At 72.8% G+C, this 19,149-nt stretch carries 19 protein-coding genes and 3 pseudogenes; 16 read left to right on the top strand and 6 right to left on the bottom strand.

Annotated elements, in window-relative coordinates; translation table 11 throughout:
• Positions 1–11: 11 nt before the first annotated feature.
• Positions 12–194 (bottom strand): annotated as a pseudogene (locus ABZ321_RS49120) (hypothetical protein); the annotation flags it as partial.
• 86 nt (positions 195–280) lie between these two features.
• On the opposite strand from ABZ321_RS49120, the gene ABZ321_RS49125 reads away from it, so the two are divergent.
• The 6 genes from ABZ321_RS49125 to ABZ321_RS49150 all read left to right on the top strand — a co-directional run bounded on the left by ABZ321_RS49125 (position 281) and on the right by ABZ321_RS49150 (position 4,186).
• The gene (locus ABZ321_RS49125; RefSeq protein ID WP_354903303.1) at positions 281–688 is read left to right on the top strand and encodes a GntR family transcriptional regulator; all 408 of its coding nucleotides are present in this window, start codon (positions 281–283) and stop codon (positions 686–688) included.
• An 11-nt stretch (positions 689–699) separates the two neighbouring features.
• On the top strand, positions 700–1,590 hold the full coding sequence (locus ABZ321_RS49130; protein ID WP_354903376.1) for an ABC transporter ATP-binding protein: 891 nt from the start codon (positions 700–702) through the stop codon (positions 1,588–1,590).
• Positions 1,587–2,528, top strand: a complete 942-nt coding sequence (locus tag ABZ321_RS49135; RefSeq protein WP_344507005.1) for a transporter — start codon at positions 1,587–1,589, stop codon at positions 2,526–2,528. The genes ABZ321_RS49130 and ABZ321_RS49135 overlap by 4 nt, the downstream gene beginning before the upstream one ends.
• A gap of 144 nt (positions 2,529–2,672) precedes the next feature.
• On the top strand, positions 2,673–3,296 hold the full coding sequence (locus tag ABZ321_RS49140; RefSeq protein ID WP_354903304.1) for a maleylpyruvate isomerase family mycothiol-dependent enzyme: 624 nt from the start codon (positions 2,673–2,675) through the stop codon (positions 3,294–3,296).
• Positions 3,297–3,508: 212 nt separating this feature from the next.
• Positions 3,509–4,036: a hypothetical protein gene (locus ABZ321_RS49145; RefSeq protein ID WP_354903306.1), complete on the top strand. Its 528-nt coding sequence runs from the start codon at positions 3,509–3,511 to the stop codon at positions 4,034–4,036.
• Between the two features lie 15 nt (positions 4,037–4,051).
• Positions 4,052–4,186 carry a Clp protease N-terminal domain-containing protein gene (locus ABZ321_RS49150; protein WP_354903307.1) on the top strand — a complete coding sequence of 45 codons (135 nt, stop codon included), beginning with the start codon at positions 4,052–4,054 and terminating at the stop codon, positions 4,184–4,186.
• Positions 4,187–4,210: 24 nt separating this feature from the next.
• On the opposite strand, the gene ABZ321_RS49155 is transcribed toward ABZ321_RS49150, so the two are convergent.
• Both ABZ321_RS49155 and tnpA read right to left on the bottom strand, forming a co-directional pair.
• On the bottom strand, positions 4,211–4,687 hold the full coding sequence (locus ABZ321_RS49155; RefSeq protein WP_354903308.1) for a hypothetical protein: 477 nt from the start codon (positions 4,685–4,687) through the stop codon (positions 4,211–4,213).
• Positions 4,688–4,888: 201 nt separating this feature from the next.
• Positions 4,889–5,305: an IS200/IS605 family transposase gene (gene tnpA / locus ABZ321_RS49160; RefSeq protein WP_354903378.1), complete on the bottom strand. Its 417-nt coding sequence runs from the start codon at positions 5,303–5,305 to the stop codon at positions 4,889–4,891.
• Between tnpA and ABZ321_RS49165 the strand changes: the two are divergent.
• Both ABZ321_RS49165 and ABZ321_RS49170 read left to right on the top strand, forming a co-directional pair.
• Positions 5,252–5,401 (top strand): annotated as a pseudogene (locus ABZ321_RS49165) (helix-turn-helix domain-containing protein); the annotation flags it as partial. The gene tnpA and the pseudogene ABZ321_RS49165 sit on opposite strands and share 54 nt — an antisense overlap.
• A gap of 286 nt (positions 5,402–5,687) precedes the next feature.
• Entirely contained in the window at positions 5,688–6,605 is a 918-nt protein-coding gene (locus ABZ321_RS49170; RefSeq protein WP_354903309.1) for a transposase, read from the top strand.
• Here the strand turns inward: ABZ321_RS49170 and ABZ321_RS49175 are convergent.
• Complete coding sequence (locus ABZ321_RS49175) at positions 6,577–7,413, bottom strand: peptidoglycan-binding protein (RefSeq protein WP_354903311.1); 837 nt, start codon at positions 7,411–7,413, stop codon at positions 6,577–6,579. The two genes, ABZ321_RS49170 and ABZ321_RS49175, sit on opposite strands and share 29 nt — an antisense overlap.
• A gap of 58 nt (positions 7,414–7,471) precedes the next feature.
• Here ABZ321_RS49175 and ABZ321_RS49180 point away from each other — a divergent pair, with 58 nt between their 5' ends.
• Together ABZ321_RS49180 and ABZ321_RS49185 are read left to right on the top strand one after the other, a co-directional pair.
• Entirely contained in the window at positions 7,472–8,020 is a 549-nt protein-coding gene (locus ABZ321_RS49180) for a DinB family protein (RefSeq protein ID WP_344506995.1), read from the top strand.
• A 161-nt stretch (positions 8,021–8,181) separates the two neighbouring features.
• Positions 8,182–8,688, top strand: coding sequence for an NUDIX domain-containing protein (locus tag ABZ321_RS49185; RefSeq protein WP_354903313.1), 507 nt, complete (start codon positions 8,182–8,184; stop codon positions 8,686–8,688).
• Positions 8,689–8,744: 56 nt separating this feature from the next.
• Here the strand turns inward: ABZ321_RS49185 and ABZ321_RS49190 are convergent, their stop codons facing one another.
• Positions 8,745–9,464, bottom strand: coding sequence for an IclR family transcriptional regulator (locus tag ABZ321_RS49190; protein WP_354903314.1), 720 nt, complete (start codon positions 9,462–9,464; stop codon positions 8,745–8,747).
• Between the two features lie 166 nt (positions 9,465–9,630).
• On the opposite strand from ABZ321_RS49190, the gene ABZ321_RS49195 reads away from it, so the two are divergent.
• The 3 genes from ABZ321_RS49195 to ABZ321_RS49205 are packed head-to-tail and all read left to right on the top strand — an operon-like array spanning position 9,631 to position 12,601.
• Positions 9,631–10,614, top strand: a complete 984-nt coding sequence (locus ABZ321_RS49195; RefSeq protein ID WP_354903316.1) for an amidohydrolase family protein — start codon at positions 9,631–9,633, stop codon at positions 10,612–10,614.
• Entirely contained in the window at positions 10,611–12,023 is a 1,413-nt protein-coding gene (locus ABZ321_RS49200) for an amidohydrolase family protein (protein ID WP_354903317.1), read from the top strand. Before ABZ321_RS49195 ends, ABZ321_RS49200 begins: the two co-directional genes overlap by 4 nt.
• Entirely contained in the window at positions 12,020–12,601 is a 582-nt protein-coding gene (locus ABZ321_RS49205) for a nuclear transport factor 2 family protein (RefSeq protein ID WP_354903319.1), read from the top strand. Before ABZ321_RS49200 ends, ABZ321_RS49205 begins: the two co-directional genes overlap by 4 nt.
• A 14-nt stretch (positions 12,602–12,615) precedes the next feature.
• Here the strand turns inward: ABZ321_RS49205 and ABZ321_RS49210 are convergent, their stop codons facing one another.
• On the bottom strand, positions 12,616–14,964 hold the full coding sequence (locus ABZ321_RS49210) for an EAL domain-containing protein (RefSeq protein ID WP_354903321.1): 2,349 nt from the start codon (positions 14,962–14,964) through the stop codon (positions 12,616–12,618).
• Between the two features lie 250 nt (positions 14,965–15,214).
• On the opposite strand from ABZ321_RS49210, the pseudogene ABZ321_RS49215 reads away from it, so the two are divergent.
• The 3 genes and pseudogenes from ABZ321_RS49215 to ABZ321_RS49225 all read left to right on the top strand — a co-directional run.
• Positions 15,215–15,520 (top strand): annotated as a pseudogene (locus ABZ321_RS49215) (TerD family protein); the annotation flags it as partial.
• 690 nt (positions 15,521–16,210) lie between these two features.
• A complete protein-coding gene (locus ABZ321_RS49220; protein ID WP_354903380.1) occupies positions 16,211–16,447 on the top strand; it encodes an HNH endonuclease signature motif containing protein in 237 nt (78 codons plus the stop codon).
• A gap of 15 nt (positions 16,448–16,462) precedes the next feature.
• A complete protein-coding gene (locus ABZ321_RS49225; RefSeq protein ID WP_354903322.1) occupies positions 16,463–19,066 on the top strand; it encodes a hypothetical protein in 2,604 nt (867 codons plus the stop codon).
• Positions 19,067–19,149 lie beyond the last annotated feature (83 nt).

Genomic DNA, 19,149 nt, shown 5'->3' on the forward strand with positions numbered 1-19,149 from the left:
CTTCCGATCTACCGGGCGCCGGCCCGCCTGGCGGCGGGCGTGGGGTGCACGACGACGATGTTGGACCGCTCGCACGCGTCGAGGCACCCGCTGACCCGCACCCTGCCTGCCCGTTGCCGGGCCACCTGCCCGGCGTGGTCCACGTCCGGGTGCTTGCGGGGCGAGCCGCAGCAGCAGTCCCGGCACACGGTCACCAGCGGTTGATTCATTCCCGAGCCTATGCCAGCACTTCTGTTGTCCTATAGTCTTAGTGTCGTAGGACAACAGAGAGGCGGCCGGCGTGATCGAGTTCGTGCTGGACGGCCGGTCGAAGGTCAACACCTATGTACAGCTCGTCCAGCAGGTCAAACAGGCCCTGCGGGTCGGGCTGCTGGTGCCCGGCGACCGGCTGCCGAAAGTCCGCGACGTCGCGCAGTCCCTGGCCATCAACCCGAACACGGTGCTGAAGGCCTACCGGGAGCTGGAGCTCGAGGGGCTCGCCGAGGGGCGGCCGGGGGTCGGCACGTTCGTCACCGGCACCCTCGCCGGCGACTCCCTCGCCAACCAGGCCGACCTGCGCACCGAGCTGCTCGACTGGCTGCGCCGGGCCCAGGCGGCGGGCCTGAGCGACGAGGACGTCAGCGCGCTCGTCGACACCACGATCCGCGCCGCGCGGCAGGCCGACGCCCTGCTGGAGGAGCTGGCATGAGAGGACACGAGATGGAGCACGTGCTGGAGGCCGACGGGCTCGGCAAGCGGTACGGGGCACGCTGGGCGCTGCGGGACTGCACCCTGCGTCTGCCGGCCGGCCGGGTCGCCGCGCTGGTCGGGCCCAACGGATCCGGCAAGTCCACGCTGCTGCACCTGGCCGTCGGCCTGCTGCGCCCCGACGCCGGCGCGGTGCGGGTCTTCGGCAACACGCCATATGAGAACACCGCCGCCCTCGCCGACATCGGCTTCGTCGCCCAGGACACCCCGCTCTACCGCGACTTCACCGCCGACGACCTCGTCACCATGGGCGGCAAGGTCAACCGGCGGTGGGACGCCACGCTCGCCCGGACCCGGCTCGCCCAGGCCGGCATCCCGCCCCGGATCCCGGTCGGCAAGCTCTCCGGCGGCCAGCGCGCCCAGGTCGCCCTGGCCCTGGCCCTCGCCAAGCGGCCCCGGCTGCTGCTGCTCGACGAGCCCGTCGCCAGCCTCGACCCCGTCGCGCGGCGCGAGTTCCTGCGGACCCTAATGGGCGGCGTCGCCGAGTCCGGCACGACCGTGCTGCTCTCCTCGCACATCCTCGCCGACCTCGAGCACTCCTGCGACCACCTCGTCGTGCTCAGCTCCGGCGCCGTGCAGCTGTCCGGCGCCGTCGACGACATCGTCGGCGAGCACCGGCGCCTGGTCGGCCCGCGGCACCACGGCGAGCCGATCGGCGGCGTGGCCGCCGTCGTCCGGGCCCGCCACACCGACCGGCAGTCGACGCTGCTGGTGCGCGTCACCGGCCGGGTCACCGACCCGTCGTGGACGGTGCACGAGCTGACCCTGGAAGACCTGATCCTGGCCTACCTGTCCGACGGCGTCACGGAGGCCACCCACGAGGCATGGGGAGTCGCGGCATGATCTGGCTGACCTGGCGGCAGCACCGCAAGCAGGGCCTCTACACACTGCTCGGGCTGGCGGCCCTCGCCGCGTTCATCGTGCCGACCGGCCTGGCGATGCGCCGCGACCTCGACCGGCTCGTCGGGCAGCGCTGCGCGACCGGCGGCGAGCTATGCGACCGCGGGCTCAAACAGTTCATCGACACCTACAGCCCACTGCTCTACGTCGCGGTGCTGCTCCTGGCCGTGCCGCTGCTCTTCGGCCTGTTCTGGGGCGCGCCGCTCGTCGCCCGCGAGATCGAGCAGGGCACCCACCGCATGATCTGGACCCAGGGCATCAGCCGCCGGCACTGGGCCTGGACCAAGGCCGGCCTCCTCGGCGGCGCGGTCGCCGTCCTCGCCGCCGGCTACGGCCTGGGCATCGCCTGGTGGTTCGAACCCCTGGAGTTCCGCGAGAGCCGCTTCACCGAGATCTTCTTCGACGTCCAGGGCGTCGTCCCGGTCGGCTACACGCTGTTCGCGGTCGCCCTCGGCCTGTACGCCGGCACCCTGCTGCCGAAGGTCATGTCCGCGATGGCGGTCACCCTGCCGGCCTACATCGCCGCGCGGGTCGCCGTCGGCCTCTACGCCCGGCCGCGCTTCATGGCGCCGCTCACCCGCAGCCTCAGCATCGACGACCACGTCGACCTGATGGCCGGCACCTGGCTGATGTCGACGGAGGTGCGCCAGGCGGACGGCACCCGCGTCACCGGCGGCATGATGCTCTGCCGGCCGGAGGGCGACGGTGGTCTATGCGCCGCGGCCCGGGAGATGGGCCTGCGCCCGGGGGCCTACAACTACCAGGTGTATCAGCCCGAGGGCCGGTTCTGGACCTTCCAGTGGATCGAGACCGGCATCTTCGTCGCGGCCGCCGCGCTGCTCGTCTGGCTCGCGATCCGCCGCGTGCGCCGCATCGCCTGACCCAATGAGCCAAGAAGCCGACGGAGTGCTTGTCTGCGAAGCCGCTCGTCTTCCCGGGGTGATGATCTGGATCGTCCTCGGATTTCCGATCTCGTTGACGGCTGCGAGCGCCACCAGCTCGTCGCCTGTCGGTAGCATCGAGCTATGACGATCAAGGATCGCCTCACGGCACTCGACACACTCTGGTCGGTCTGGGCAGAACACGGGCGGGCGCTTACCGACGAGCAATGGTGCCGGCCAACCCGGCTTGGCACCTGGGACGTGCGGAGCCTGTACGCGCACGCCGGGTCATGGCCGTTCGCGTTCACAAGCCTGGTGGACCGGGTCCGGGATGCCGAACCCACGCACCCCACAGCTGCCGCGCTCCTTCGGGACTTCAACACCCCGGACGGGGTCGCCAACCGCGGGCGGGACCGGACTGCGGCCGGTGCCCGCGAAGATGCGGCCACGTACAGTACTGCGCAGATGATCGAGCAGTTCGCCAGCGCTGGACCGCGGGCGATCGCGACCGCGCGCCAGCTCGGCCCCATTGCCGTGGACTACTTCGGGTATGCGATTCTGCGCCTCGACGAAGCCGTCAGCATCGGCATCATGGAGGCGACCGTGCACCTGCTCGACCTTCAACGCGCGCTTGGCCAGCCGCCGAACGTGCCCCCCGACGGCTTGGCGCATACGACGGAGCTGCTCGCCGGGATGGCGCCGCCGGTCGACTTCATCGAGGCCGCAACCGGTCGGAGCTCGGTCCAGCTGTTCCCGGTCTTGACCTGAGCGGAACGGGCCGGCACGGCGGAATGGGCGTGCGTGGCCGGAGCGGCAGGGCGCGCCGCGGAAGGACAGTCAGCGACCGGTCTCCGCAGCGTCAGCCACGATCTCGCGAACGACCCGTCCAGCCGCCGGTGCGTGTACCGCTCCACGGGAGGTGGACGAACGGCTCCGCCGCGGGCGCACCCTGAGCGTGGCGCAGGTGTATACCTCAAGACATGCGCTGGTTGATGGGGATCTGGGGCGCGTTCCTGGCGGTCGTGTTGGGGATGGCGCTGTGGCAGACGTGGGAGGACGCCCACGGCGGCGAGGCCGTTGCCACCGCGCAGCGGGTCGAGCAGCAGCCGCTCACCGTCGGCTCGGTGACCGTCGACCAGCCGCCGCGGTACGCCGCGGTGTTCGTCCTGCCTGACGGCACCCGGTGTGAGGCCACCACCAAGGTCTTCCCGGACCTCGACAACATCGCGGCCGGCGACACCGTCACCGTGCACTACTCGCGTTGGCAGCCATGCGACAACGTCCGGCGGCCCGACCAGTGGCATCCGACGCTGGCCGGGGTGCTCACCGTGGGTATCGCCGTGCTGGTCTTCAGCGGGACGGTGTTCGCCGCGCTGATCAGCCGCGCCCGGGCCCCCGGCAACGACCCGGACGCCACCTCGGAGAACGACGGCCCAGGCTTCGAGACGGGACCCGAGGATCACGGGCAAGCCGGGTTCCTGCGGAAGCTCCCGGGTTGGCGCTCGTAGGGCCGGCCGGCGCCGATGTACACGAACGGCGTCCTGCTCGGCGTCCTGCGCGAGGGCGGACGTCTGGCCGCCAAGGTCCTGCACGACCTCGGCATCAACCTGGCCGACATCCGCTGCCGCCTGCTTGGCCGGCTGCCGCACGCCGGCTGAAGGCGCGGCACCGGCGGCGAGGGGTCAGCGGATCTTCGGGCAGTACTGCTGCGCGGCCTCGACGCCCTTCTCCAGGAGGGTGACGGCGTCCCCGGAGGAGGGCTTGGTGTACCACGTGTCGACCGCGTCCAGGTACTGCTCCAGGGCCGCCCGCTGGCCGGCGTCCGGCGACTTCGCGACCTCGGCGCGGGCCGCCTTGCTCAGCCGCGGGACCATCTCCTCGAGCTTCGCCTTCAACTCGGCGGCCTTGGTCGCGTCGCCCTGGTTCGTGGCGGTGACGTACTGCCCCCACGTGCTCGTCAGGATCAGCCGCTCTGGCGCGTAGACGTCGTCGATCGCCTGGCACACCGACGCGACGGTGACGCTGGGCGCGGTGCTCGCGGCGGGCGCCGTGCTCGCGGCGGGTGAGGTGACGTCGGGGGTGCCCTCGCAGCCGGCGGCGAGCGTCGCCGCGGCGGCCAGGGTGAGAGCCAGGGCGGTCAGTCTTCGGCGCGTGTGCAAGGCGGACTCCCCGTGGTTGTGGATCTCGACAGGAGGAGGATGGCACACACGCCTCGATATGACCGCACCGAAACAACGGCCGACCCGGCGATGGGTCGGCCGTTGTTGTCGTGACGGCTACCGGAATGCGGGCCAGTGCTCCGGCCTTCAGGCCGGGGGTGAAGGCCCGCGTTGGGAGGGCCGCCAGGCCTGAGCAGTGCCTTAGCCGGGACGGTTCTGCTGTTCGATGTACTGCTGTACGACGCTCAGCGGTGCGCCGCCGGCGGAGCCGGCGAAGTACGAGCCCGACCACAGTTTGTTGGCCCGGTAGTAGTGCTGCACGAGATCTGGAAACTCCTGCCGTAGGCGGCGGGAGGACACGCCCTTGAGGCTGTTGACCAGCCGGGCCACCGCGACCTTGGGCGGGAAGTTGACGAGCAGGTGGACGTGGTTGTCCTCGCCGTTGAACTCGACCAGCTCGGCCTCGAAGCCGGCGCACACGTCTCGCATGATCGCTTCCATGCGGGTCAGGTGCCGGTCGGTGAACACCTTGTGCCGGAACTTCGTGACGAAAACCAAGTGGACATGCATCGCAGAAACACAGTGCCTGCCTGTGCGGATGCCTGCAAGTTCAGCCATAAACCAACATGTACCGTGCTTCTCGTGCAGCTCCGTTACAACTTCCGCGTGTATCCGACGCCTGGCCAGCAGATCGAGCTGGCGCGGGCGTTCGGGTGCGCGCGGGTGGTGTTCAACGACGCGGTCAGGCTGCGCCGGCAGGCCCGCGAGCAGGGCTTGCCGTACGTCTCGGACGCCGAGCTGTCCAAGCAGGTCATCACGCGGGCCAAGACGACGCGGGAACGGGCGTGGCTGGGCGAGGTTTCGGCCGTGGTGTTGCAGCAGGCCCTCGCGGATCTGAACACCGCCTACCGCAACTTTCTTTGCCTTGGTCACCGGCAAGCGCGATGGTCGCGAGGTCGCACCGCCACGGTTCCGGTCCCGCAAGGACAACCGGCAGGCCATGCGGTTCACGAAGAACTCCCGGTTCAAGGTTCTCGACAACGGACGCCTGCGGCTGCCGAAGATCGGCGACCTCGTGGTCCGCTGGTCACGGACGCTGCCATCGGACCCGTCCAGCGTGGCGATCATCAAGGACGCGGCCGGGCGGTACTTCGCCTCGTTCGTCGTCCAGAGCACCGACGAGCCGCTGCCCGAGCTGGACTCGGAGGTGGGCATCGACCTCGGGCTGACGCACTTCGCGGTGCTGTCGGACGGTACGAAGGTCACCGCGCCGAAGTTCCTGCGGCGCGCGGCCCGCAAGCTCAAACGGTTGCAGCAGGCGCTCGCGCGCAAGCAGCCGGGCAGCGACAACCGCAGGAAGGCAGTCATCAGGGTCGCTCGGGCGCACGCCCGGGTTGCCGACACCCGGCGGGACTGGCAGCACAAGCTGTCCACGACGTTGATCCGCGAGAACCAAGCGGTGTACGTCGAGGACCTGTGCGTCGCCGGTCTCGGCCGGACCCGGCTTGCCAAGTCGGTGCACGACGCAGCGTGGGCCGGATTCACAGCCATGCTGGAGTACAAGGCCGCCCGGTACGGGCGCACCTTCGCCCGGGTGGACCGCTTCCTCCCGTCCACCCGCAGGTGCTCCGACTGCGGACGCGTCAACGAGAAGATGGCGCTCAACGTCCGAGCGTGGGACTGCCCCTGCGGAGCGGCCCACGACCGGGACGTGAACGCGGCGCTGAACGTGTTGGCCGCTGGACAGGCGGACAACGGAAACGACCGTGGAGCGCAGGTAAGACCGGGACTCGTCCCGGCACCGCGCGGCGAAGCGGTAACCCACCCAGACGCCGCGCGGTCCACGCGCAGCATGGCGGGAATCTCCGTCCTTCAGGGCGGAGAGGATGTCAACGTCGGGACTTCTCCCACCACGTGAACGCCACTCGATAGGCGGACGGCGTGTCGTCCGCAGCGTGGTTGGCCAGGCCGTTCTTGCCGAAGTAGTAGTCGTGCACCTGGTTGGCCGCCCCCGTGGCCAGGTCGGTGTCGGAGATTGCGACGGCGTGGATGTGGTACGGCCAGTCTCCCTGCGACGGATTGCGCAGCCAGGCGGCGAACCCGACGGTCCGGAGCGCCTGGACGGTCTGCCATCGTTGCGTGGTGCTCAGGCTGGCGACCGAGATGTCCACCGCTCCGCCTGCGTCATGTGTACCGGCGGAGCTGGGGTTCGCCGACGTGTAGGACCCCTGGCTGAGCGTGATGCTCCAGGACAGCTTGGCATCGGCCGCGGCGAGCATGTCGCGGGTCCTGGCGTTGACCCGTTCGCCCCCGTACGAGCTGGTCCGTGAACCGGTGTTGATCGGCCTGGTGACCGTGTACCGGCCGCTGCCGAGCGTGGTCAGCGACGACGGCCCCGGATATCCGTTGGCGTCCAGGCCCGAGTATCCGAGTGAGCGCTGCCAGGCCGCATACGCCGCGACGGTCGAGGTGCCGTAGTGCCCATCGACCGAGGCTGAGGCCAGGAAGCCCTTCGCCGACAGCGCCCGTTCGACCTCCAGCACGCTCGCCGCCGCGCCAGGAGTCTGCCCGGTGTCGCTCTTCGGCGGGTCGACCTGCGCAGCGAGCATGACCTGCTCCATGTCGACGACCGGCAGCGCGGCGGCGGCCGGTCCGCCGAAGGGCACGACGACCCCGAGCAGCGCGAACACCACCGCCCCACGGGACAGCACGGCGGAAAGGTTCATGGCGAGCTCCGATCCAGGCATCGACGGCAAGTGATGAAAAGAAGCTACAGGATCATCGATGCGTATGGAAGAAACCTGCGGAGCGGCGAATGTCGATATTGTGTGCGACGTGGCGACCGACGCGTTCTCGACCGCGACCGAGCGAGATGCTCTGTGCGGCTTTCTCGACCAGGCGCGAGATGCGTTGATCCGTAAGGTCGACGGCCTGTCCGACCAGGATGCGCGCATGGCTGCGACCGTGAGTTCTCTGTCGTTGCTGGGTCTGCTGAAGCACTCGGCTGTCTGGGAACGTAGATGGTTTCAGATCATCTTCGCGGGCCGAGACTTTCCGGACGAGTGGCCGACGGTGGCGGACGAAGGCCAGGACGCCACGTTTGCTCTCAGCGGCGATGACACGGTGGAGAGCGTTGTGGCGTACTACCTGGAGCAGATCGCGGTGTCCCGGGAGATCGTGGCCGGCGTCGACCTCGAAGCGCGATGCGCACGGTCGGACCTGGTTGACGAGAACCTGCGTTGGGTGGCAATGCACCTGATCCAGGAGACAGCTCGACACGCCGGCCACGCCGACATCATCCGCGAGGCCATCGACGGCAGTCGTGGACTCTGAGCCGCAGCCGACGCCGGCACGGTGCCAGCGAACTCGTCGACAACCGTGCCGTCGGCGCCGGCCGGTCGGCGCCGTGGTGGTGTAGCGGATTCGCTGGCCGTGTTCAGCTGTGTCTCTCGCCGATCATTGCGGTACCACGCGCACGGAATCAGGAGTCTGCCATGTCGCTGAACCTTCGAGCCTCCGCCCGCGCGATCATTCTCGACGAAGAGGACCGCGTGCTGCTTTGCCGGTTCGTCTTCCCCCACCCGGCGGTCCCGAACGGGGCGCAGGCCGTCTGGGCCGCTCCAGGTGGCGGCATAGAACCAGGTGAGGACGGGCTGTCCGCGCTGCGCCGCGAGCTGCGAGAGGAAACCGGCCTGGTCGCCGCCATCGATCCGCCGCACGTCTGGCATCAAGTAGTCGTCAGCGCAGATCATGCGCCCCGCTTCGACGGCGTCGTCAACGACTACTTCCTCGTCCGCGCCACCCACTTCGAGCCTCAGGGCCAGTTCACCGACGACCAACTCGCCGCTGATGAGCATCTCGCCGGCTTTCGTTGGTGGCGGCTCTCTGAGATCGCCGACTACACCGGGCCCGACTTGTTCTCGCCCCGTGACCTTGCCATACCGCTGACCGACCTGCTCACCTTCGGGACACCCTCCGCCCCGGTCGCACTCGGCTTATGAAGAGTCGTCGTAGCGCAGGGCGTCCAGGTGGGTGACCGGGAGCCCGGGGCCGGGGGTCAGGTGGCGAGCTGGCGGGAGATGGCGCGGGCGACGGCCTGGACGGCTGGGATGTAGGACGACGTCGTGAAGCCTGGGCTGGGGGTGACGACCGACACCGCGGCGACAACGCCTGACGGGCCGCGGACGGGGGCGGCGACGGTGCTCATCGGCCACGGGGAGCTCTGGCGGGCGTACGCGTAGCCGCCGCGGCGGATCTCGGCGAGGGCGCGGCGCAGGTCGGCGGGGGAGTGGATGTCGTCGCCGCCGTCGTCGGGCAGGAATGCGGCGATCGCGTCCTCCTGCACCTGCGACGGGGCCTCGGCGAGCAGGACGAGGCCCACTCCGGTCGAGGTGAGGGGCAGGCGGCCGCCGATGCGGTACCGCACGGGGCTGGCGTCGCGGGCGGACAGGCGCTCCACGAGCAGCGCCTCGCCCTCGTCGCGGACGGCGAGCAGCACGTGCTGGCGGGTCACGTGGAACAGGTCTTCCAGGTAGGGCATGGCGACGGCGCGCAGCCCGTGCCCGCGCGGTGCCAGCGACGCGATCTCCAGCAGGCGCAGGCCCACGACGAAGCGGCCGTCGGCGAGCCGCTCCAGTACCCCGACGTCGACCAGGGCGCGGGCCAGGCGCAGCGCGCTGCTGCGCGGGAGGCCGCTGCGACGGGCGAGGTCGGCGAGCGGCAGGGAGCGGTGGTCGGCGTCGAACGCGCCGAGCAGCGCGAACGCCCGCTCGATCACCGCATCCCCAGGCCTGGCGGCTGGTGACGCGGCCGGTGTTCCACTCACCGGCACGGCCGGTTCCGCTGGACGGGTCACCGACCTACCGTCGCACACGGCTCCGGCGAACGCGAAACCTCGCGAAACCTCCGGACGCCGAACCGGACAGCGGAACGAGGACTACCAGATGGCATCCACCGGTCTGATCGACTTCCACGCCCACTTCGTGACCGGCGACTACGTCGCCGCCGCCCGCGCCGCCGGGGTCGAGCACCCCGACGGGATGCCCGGCTGGCCGTCCTGGAGCGCGGAGGCGCACCTGGAGCTCATGGACCGCGGCGGTATCGGCAGGTCGTACCTGTCGATCTCCTCGCCGGGCGTCCACTTCGGTGACGACGCCGCCGCGCGTGCCCTCGCCCGGGACGTCAACGAGTTCGGCGCGGCGGTGCGGTCGCGGCGGCCGGAGCGGTTCGGGCACTTCGCGGCGCTCCCGCTGCCGGATGTCGACGGCGCCCGGGCCGAGGCCGCGTACGCGCTGGACACGCTCGGCGCCGACGGCATCGTCGTGGAGAGCAACCACCACGGCATGTACCTGGGCGACGGCCGGCTCGAGCCGCTGTGGGAGGACCTCGACCGGCGCGGCGCGCTCGTCTTCGTGCACCCCACCTCGCCGCCGCACGCGGAGTCGGTCGCGCTGGGACGGCCGCGGCCGATGCTGGAGTTCCTGTTCGACACCGCCCGGACCGCCGCCGACCTCGTCTTCAACGGCGTACTGGTGCGGTATCCCCGGATCCGGTGGCTGCTGACGCACGGGGGAGGGGTGCTGCCGCTGCTCGCCGACCGCATGGACATGTTCCGCGCGGCGTTCCCGATGGGGGCCGCACCCGACGCGCCCACCGTGACGAGTCAGCTGCGGCGGCTCTGGTACGACATGGCCGGCACTCCGTTCCCGCGGCAGATCCCCGCCCTCGACGCGGCGTTCGGCACCGGTCGGCTCGTCTACGGCAGCGACTACTGCTGGACGCCCGCCGCCGCGGCTCTCGCCCAGATCGCCGCCGTCGACGCCGCACCGCCGCCGCCGGACGCGGACACAGACACGGACACGGACACGGACACCTGGCGCGACCTGACCACGCGCAACGCGCACGAGCTGACCGGCGGCGCGCGGTGACCGCGCTGCTGCTGCTGCGTCGCGGCACCGTCGTCGACACCCGCGACGGCTCGCTGCGGCCGGGCACCGACGTGCTCGCCGACGGCGGCGTCATCACCGCGGTCGGCGAGGGCCTCGAGGCGCCCCGCGGCGCCACCGTGGTGGATGTCTCCGGCCGGTACGTGGTCCCCGGGTACAACGACATGCACGCCCACCCGCTGGGCCACGGCGATCCCGCCCCGACCCTGGAGCTGATGCTCGCGCACGGCATCACGGGCTTCCGCCAGATGCACGGCGACCTCGGTCTCCTGCGCGCCCGGGCCGCCGGTGAACTGCGCCTGCCCGCCGCGGCACCGGCGCTGCTGGCGATGCCGGGGCCGCTGCTGACGATGCTCAACACCGGCACCGCCGAGCAGGCCGCCGCGACCGTCCGCGAGCAGGTCGCCGCCGGCGCCGACTTCGTGAAGTCCGCCGCGATGTCGAAGGAGCACTTCTTCGACGCGCAAGCCGAGGCGCTCCGGCTCGGCGTGCCGATCGTCGGGCACCTGCCCGCCGGGATCGACGTGCTGCGCGCCTCCAGCATCGGCATGAAGTCCGTCGAGCACTTCGGCTCCGGCCTCGGCGTCCTCGCCTGCTGCTCCACCGACGAGCCGGCCCTGCGCGAGGCCTCCGGCGCCCGTTCGCGGCTGCGGCTGCCGCCGGCCAGGCTGCCGTTCATGGACCGGGTCGTCGCGGCGGTCATGCGGCGGGTCGTGCTCAACCCGGTGCTGCTCAACAAGGCCGAGGACGTCGAGATCCTGGACCGCGCCGTGCGCACCTTCGACGAGCACCACGCGCACGACCTCGCCGCGCGCTTCGCCGCCGACGGGACCTGGCACGTGCCGACCCTCATCCGGCAGAAGACCAGCAAGCTCTGCGACGACCCGTCGTTCGCCACCGACGAGGACCTGCGCTACATGGCGGCCGCGACCCGCAGGACGTGGGACCGCGTCGCCGCGCGCTTCGGCAGGTTCACCCTGGCGCAGCGGGCGACCCTCGCCGCCTCGCACCGCTACGAGTACCGCATGGCCCGCATCTTCGAGGAGGCCGGCGTGCGGATGCTCGTCGGCACCGACTCCTCGGGCGCGGTCTGGGTCGTGCCCGGCGCGGCGTTGCACGACGAGATCGACCTGCTCGCCGAGGCCGGCATCGCGCCGCTGCGCCTGCTGCGGATGCTGACGCTGGACGCCGCGTCGTTCCTCGGTACAACGGCGACGATGGGCACTGTCGAGCCGGGCCGTAACGCCGACCTCGTGCTCCTGGACGCGAACCCGGTCACCGACGCCGCGCACCTGCACCGCGTCACCGGCGTCGTGCGCGCCGGCACGCACCTGTCCGCGGCGCACCTGGCCGCGACGAAGGACCGTCTCGCCGGGACGGTGGTCACGTGAGCGACGCCGCCGCGGCCGGCCAGGTGGTGCTCCTGGAGCGGCAGGCCCGCGACCGCGGCTGGTGGGACCAGATGCGCGCCTGCTACTGGCCGGACTCGACGGTCGCCCTCAGCTGGTACACCGGAGACGGCCCGGGCTTCGTCGACGCCTCCCGGGCCATGGCCGCCGCCGGCAACGCCAGCGTGCACCGCCTGTCGCCGCCGGTCGTCCAGGTCGTCGGCGACCGGGCGTTCGCCGAGGTCCCCGCCGCGATCGAGGTTCGCACCGACGCCGGCGGGACGCTCGCCGACCTGGTCTCCTACACGCGGATCGTCTACCGCCTCGAACGCCGCGGCGGCCGGTGGGGGATCGTCTCGCTCGTCCCGGTGTACGAGCGGGACACGCTCACGCCCGCGGTGCCCGGCCAGCGCGTGCACGTCCCGCCGGAGGAGCTCGCGCCGTTCCGGGCGCCGTACGCCCTCCTCGGCTGGCTCCTCGCCGGCCGCGGCTACCCCGTCGGCGGCGACCTCCTCGGCGACGAACAGCCCGACCGCACCGCGGCCTTCTACGCCGACACCCTGCGCTGGCTGTCCGGCTGACCACCGGAGGCGGCTCAGCGGTCGGCGGCGGTGAGGGACTGCTGGCGGGCGAGCAGGGCGGACACGCTCTCGGCGGTCATCGGGCGGGCGAGGTGGTAACCCTGGCCGACGGTGTACCCGAGCTCGCGCAGCACCGCCGCCTGCTCGGCGCTCTCGATGCCCTCGGCGACCGTGTCGAGACCGAGGGTGTGGGCGAGCTGGACGACGGCGCGGGCGACCGCCTGGCGGGCGTTGGCGGCGGCGGGCTGGCCGTCGTCGATCTCGACGCCGTCGACGAAGGACTTGTCGAGCTTGACGATCGCGGCGGGGAACGCGCGCAGCAGGCTCAGCGACGACTCGCCCGTGCCGAAGTCGTCCAGCGCCAGGCGGATGCCCATGCGGTCGAGGTCGTACAGCGTCCGCGACACCTGCTGCCCGCGCAGCACCGCGGACTCCGTCACCTCGAGGACGAGCCGCTCGCAGGGCAGGCCGCTGTCGGCGAGGGCGGCGGTGACGTCGGCGACGAAGTCGGGGTCGTGCAGCTGCCGCGCGGAGACGTTGGCGGCGGCCCGCTGTGGCGCGTCCGGCCCGAATTCGGCCAGCCACTTCGCCGCCTGCCGGCAGGTCTCGCGCAGCACGAACCGGCCGAGCGGGACGATCAGCCCGGTCCGCTCCGCCGCCGGGATGAACTCGGCGGGGCTGATGACGCCCCGGGTCGGGTGGTGCCAGCGGACGAGGGCCTCGACGCCGACGAGCCGGCGGTCGTCGAGGCGCAGGATCGGCTGGTACAGCACCCGCAGCTCGCCGCCGTCGAGGGCCCGCCGCAGTTCGCCGCCGAGCTGCATGTGCGCGAGGACGGGCTCGCCCATGCCGTCGACGTAGCGCACGAAGCCGGCCTTGCCGCGTTGTTTCGCGGTGTACATGGCGACGTCGGCGTCGCGCAGCACCGCGTCGACGGTGGCACCGGGCCGCACGGCGGCGATGCCGATGCTGGCCTGCACCAGCAGCCGGTGTTCGCTGATCGGTTGATCGAGCGCGGCCAGGATCCGGGCGGCGAGGTCCTCCGGGTCGGCGCCGGGGCCGGTGAGCAGCACCGCGAACTCGTCGCCGCCGACGCGCACCGGCAGGCCGGCGGTGCCGGTCTCGGCCTGCAGCAGCTGCGCGACGGAGACCAGCAGCCGGTCGCCGACGCCGTGGCCGAGCAGGTCGTTGACGGCCTTGAAGTCGTCGAGGTCGACCAGCAGCACCCACGCCGGGTCGGGGGAGGTCAGCGCCGTCGCGATCCGGCCCCGGAAGAGCGCCCGGTTGGCGAGGCCGCTCAGGGCGTCGTGGCTCACCTCGTACCGCAGGCGCTCCTCCTGGTCTCGCATGTCGGCGAGCAGCCGCGTGTTGTCCTGGAACGTGAGGTACTGCCGGGCCGTGACCAGCGCCGTCACCAGCACGGCGGCGATCACGACGACGCGGCCGGGCCACTCCAGCGGCGCGCCGAACGCCATCGCGACCAGCGGCAGGTCGACCGCGACCACCGCCAGGTAGGGCAGCCACTTGCCGCTGCGGGCGCTGTCGCGGCGCAGCCCCAGGTTGGCCCGCCACTGCGCCGCGACGCCCAGCGTGGCCAGCACCGGCGTCAGCGGCATCACGACCGCCTGCGCGGGCACGGCGGCGATGAGCCCGAACCGCACGGCGAGCACCGCGACGATCCCGGCGGTGACGCCGCCGCTGGCCGCGATGAGCCGGATCGCGGTCCGGTCGACGGGGCCGCCGGCGACGTAGGACACCTTCGTCGCGGCGCCGACCGCGGCCACGAACGCGAGCCCGACCAGCACCATCGCCTGCCGGCTCCACGGCTCGCGGGCCGACAGCATGGGCGCCAGCCCCGCGTACCAGAGGACCGCCGCGCAGCCGAGGAACCCGATCGTGCGGTCCAGCAGCATCCGCCACCACTCGACGCCGCCGGTCGGCATCACCGGCACCCGGGCCACCGCCCACAACGCGGCCAGGAACCCGATCCCGACGCTCACGGCCGCGAGGACCGGCATCGTGCGCGTGTGGGCCTCGTCGGCGTGCGTGAGCATGTCCAGCGCCAGCCACGCGTACCCGATGGTGATCAGCGCCATGGCGCCCCGCAGCCCGCGCCAGAACCGCCGGGCGACGGGGTCGAGGCCGCCGCCGAGCAGCATGTGGTGCACCGACGCGGTGGCCAGGACCCCACCGACCGGCACGAAGACGTAGGCGAACGCCTCGGAGTCGACCCAACCGGCCAGGAACGCGGCCCACCAGACGGTCCCGAGCAGCAGGACGGCGACGGCCGCCTGCACGTACCGCCACGCGGCCACCCCCGCCACGGGACCGGCCGACGGAAGCGCCTCCCGCGTCACGGGCACGAGACTATCCTGACGGTTACGTACCTGATCTCACCCGAACGTTCGAGGTTCACCGATTTGCGCCCCCCGTCACGGTCAGCCGGTCGTCACTGTGCGGCGGTGGATCCCCTGACGGACAGGTTGGCGGCCCGCCCAGTCCTTCCGCCTGGTCGTCCAGCCGTAGCACCCCGCCCCGGCGGGCCCGGCGTCACGGGACGCCGGACCCGCTGCCACCGGACCCGCACGATCGTCGGGCCCCGGCTCGGCCGTTCGGTGCCTGACGATGCGCGCAACGGACGGGGGCCATCGCACGGCCACCATCGCGGTCGACCTCGGACGGCTGCCGTCCGACGTGCACAAGGTGGTCATCGCCGGATCCATGGACGCGGGCACGTTCGACACCGTGCCGGGGCTGAAGGTCACCGTCACCGGGCAGCACGGCCGCGAGCTGGCGAGCTTCCCGATCCAGGACGTCGAACGGGTCGCGGCGGTCGTCTTCGGCGAGCTGTACCGGCGCGGCGACGGCTGGAAGTTCAGGGCGGTCGGCCAGGGCTGGGACTCCGGGCTGGCCGGGCTCGCGACGGGCTACGGCGTCACCGTCGACGAGGACGACGACGGTGACGCAGGTGCACCCGACAGCGTGGCTCTCCTCGCTGCATGGCGCACCAAAGCGGCCGAGGTCCTGGCCTCCTCCGGGCCGAGCGGGCCTGACTGGGACGCCCTGTGGGCGGAGCTGCGTCGGCACCGCATCCCGGAGAGCGACGGGCGGGAGGCCCTGCGTCCGGCGGCGCTGCACTACCTGCACCGGGTGCTGACGTTCGCGTTCGCCGACGACCTCATCGAGCAGCACGAGATGGACGAGTTCGAGGAGGCGGTCCGGGAGCTCGGCATCGCCGATCCCGCCGTCGTCGAGATGCGCCGGCGGATGCAGCGCGGGCTGGAGATCGGTCTCATCAGCAACGGCGAGGTGCCGAGGGTCGAGCACACCAGGCTCAACCTTGGAGACGGCGAGGTCCTGCACCTGGAGGAGCCGGCGGTGTATGTGCGGGAGGCGGAGACCGGGTTGCGGCGCAGCACCGGCAAGATCATTGCCACCAACGCGAAGTTCCGCTTCGTCGGCGGCGCCGGCGCCGACCTGCCTTGGTCGAGGATCGTGGAGGTCCGGCCCGAGTACACCAACATCGTGATCTCGACGACCGCCAGGCGGGGCTCTGGCATCTACGAGGTCAGCGACCCCGAGTACGTGGCGGCCGTGCTCACCGGCGCGATGCGGAAGGCGAGACGCACCGCCGTCATACCGGCCCAGCGCGACTCCCGGTCGGTGCCGGCCGCGGTGCGGACGGAGGTGTGGCAGCGCGACGGTGGCGCGTGCGTGGAGTGCCAGGCCACCGAGTACCTGGAGTTCGACCACGTCATCCCGTGGAGCCGCGGCGGCGCGACCAGCGCCGGCAACCTGCAGTTGCTGTGCCGCCGCTGCAACCTCAAGAAGGGCGCCCGCATCTGAGCGTAGAGTGTCGCAATGACTGCCGGGGAGCTGGCTGACGGCTCGCTCGAGGAAGCGGAATCGGCTTGGCAGCGGGCCGCTGCGGACACCGACGCCGCCCTGGCCGGCGGTGGGGTGGCGCCGAGCCTCGTCGACGAGATCCGGCACGGCCTGGTCGTGTCCAGCCTGCTGAGCATGGCCGAGAACGTCCCGGCGCACCTGGTGGAGCGGCTCGTCGCCGCCGGCCTGTGGTCCGCCCCGCGCGGCGTCGCCCACGCCGACCGGCTGAGCTCGCCCGAAGGGCGGGCCGGCCTGCTCAACCGTCTGCTGCCGCACCTGGACCCCGGCGAGCGCCCCGCCGTCGCCGCCCGGATCCTCGACGGACTGGCCGGCTCCGTCGGCAGCTACCGCGCGGACCAGTACACCGCGATGGCCGCCCACCTCGCCCCGGACGAGCTGGACCCGGTGGTCGCCGCCGCCCGCGCCATCGACCCGCCGGACTACCGGGTCCGGGCCCTCGCCGGCGTGGCGCCCCGCCTGCCGGAGGCACGGCGTGCCGAGGTCGTCGCCGAGGCGTTCGCTTCTGCCCTGCTGGCGCGGTACCCGTCGCAGCAAGCCGACGCGCTGTCCGCGGTCGCGCCGCACCTGTCTCCCGCGCAGCTCGCGAGCGCCCGCGCCGCCGCCGGCGCTGTCGAGGAGGGCGAGCACCGCGTCGGCGCCCTCGCAGGCGTCGCCGCCCACCTGCCCGAGCCCGACCGCACCGCCGTGCTGAGCGCGGCCTTCACCACCGCCGACGCGCTCGGCGACGCCGGCGCCAGGGCCAGGGCACTGAGCGCCCTCGGCCCGTTCGCGCTGGACGAGGCATTGGACGCGGCGACGGCCGCGGCGTCCGCGACCGCGCTCGACCGGCTGGCGCCGCACCTCCGCGAGGACCAGATCGAGGTCGCCTTCGCCGCCACCCTCGCGCTCGGCTGGACCGACCGTGCGTTCGTGCTCCGCCGGCTGGCACCGCGCCTGTCGCCCGGGCAGCTCGACCGGGCGCTCGCCGCGGCCGACGCCATCACCTCGCCGAGTTCGCGATTCGACCTGTACTGCACGCTCGCGCCGAGCCTGCCGCCGGAGCGGGTGGCCCAGCTCCTGGAGGCCGCCGGCGAGCTGCGCGGCGACCACGACCGCCGCGACGCGTGGAGCGGGCTCGCGCCCTACGCGCCGGAGCCGGCCGGCCGCGACGCGCTGACCCGCGCCCTCGCGGTGACGACCGCCATCCACAGCCGGATCCACCATGCGCACGCGGTGGCGGCGCTTGTCCCGTTTCTGCCCGAGGAGCGGCGGTCGGCGGCCGTCCGGCGGCTGCTGGGCGGCGACGCTTCCGGCGACCGGTTCCGCGCTGCGGCGGCCGCTTCCCTCGCAGCGGCCTTCGCCGAGCCCGGGAGCTGGGCCGATGCGCTCGTCGCGCTCATCCCGCACCTACCGCCCGACCTGCGGGCCGGCACCGCCGCCGACGCGTTGCGCGAAGGCCGCCACCGGCCGGACGTGGTGATCCGGCTCCTGCCGCACCTGACCACGGACCTGCGGACCGCCGCGGTGGGCAAGGCGCTCACGCGGGCGCTGCACGCGGCGCAGGAGGAGTACGGCAGCGCCGAGTCCCTGCTCCTGCTCGCCCCGCACCTGACCGTCGGGCAGTTGCGCAGTACCGTCGAGGCCGCCGCCGCGGTCAGGACCGAGCGCGTCAGGACCGAGGTCCTGGCGGGTCTCGCCCCGCACCTGCCCGCCGAGCTGCTGCTCGTCGCCGCCGCCACGGCCGGCCGGGTCCGGTCCGCGTCGCTGCGGGCGAAGGCCCTGACCGCGCTGGCGCCGCACCTGCCCGCAGGGGAACGCGCCGCCGCGCTGGAGCAGGCCATCGCCGCCGCCCGGGGCGACCGCTCCGAGGTCGACCTGCTGGCCGGTATCGCGGCCCACCTGCCGCCCGAGCAGCGGCCGGCCGTCGCGGCCAGGGCCACGGAGCTGGCCCTCGCCCTCGCCGCGCCCGACAGCCGCGCGAAGTCCCTGGCCAGGGCCGTCCGGCACCTGCCGCCCGAGCGGCGGGAGGCGACGATCGCCGCCGCGCTGGCCGGGGACGGCCCACGGCCCCCGTCGGTGCTGCTGGCCGCCCTGGCCCCGTACCTGCCCGCCGACCTGCAGCGGCAGGCGGTCGCCGCGGTCGCCGCGATCCGCCATCCGGAGACCCGGGCACAACGGTTCGTCGAGCTGGTGCGGCGGCTGCCGGACGAGCTGCTGCCCGACGCCGCGGCGGCCGCCGGTGCCGATCCGAGCCGGTTCTGGCGCGCCGAGCTCCTGGCCCGGCTCGCCGATCGGCTCACCCCGGAGCTGCTGGCCGCAGCCCTGCCGGCCGTGGGGCGCGGGCGCTTCCCGGCGCGGGCGTTCGCCGGGCGGGCGCAGGCGCTCGTCGACGCCGACCCGTCGCCGGAGCGCGTCCGGCTCGCGGTCGAGGTGCTGCGCCGCGCGCTGCCGGAGCACCGGACCTACGGCTCGCTCGCCGCGATCGGCGCCCTCGCCGGCACCATCGTCCGGGTGGGCGGGCCCGGCGCGGCACAGGGGGTGCTCGACGCGATCGACGAGGTGCAGGCGCGGTGGCCGTAGCCGGGCCCGCGGCGACGAGGTCCGCATAGCGCATCGGCGCGGCCGGCGCAGGCGGACTTGCGACAGACCGCCTGCGCAACCGC

Source organism: Dactylosporangium sp. NPDC006015, from assembly GCF_040614215.1.
GTDB classification, from domain to species: domain Bacteria; phylum Actinomycetota; class Actinomycetes; order Mycobacteriales; family Micromonosporaceae; genus Dactylosporangium; species Dactylosporangium maewongense.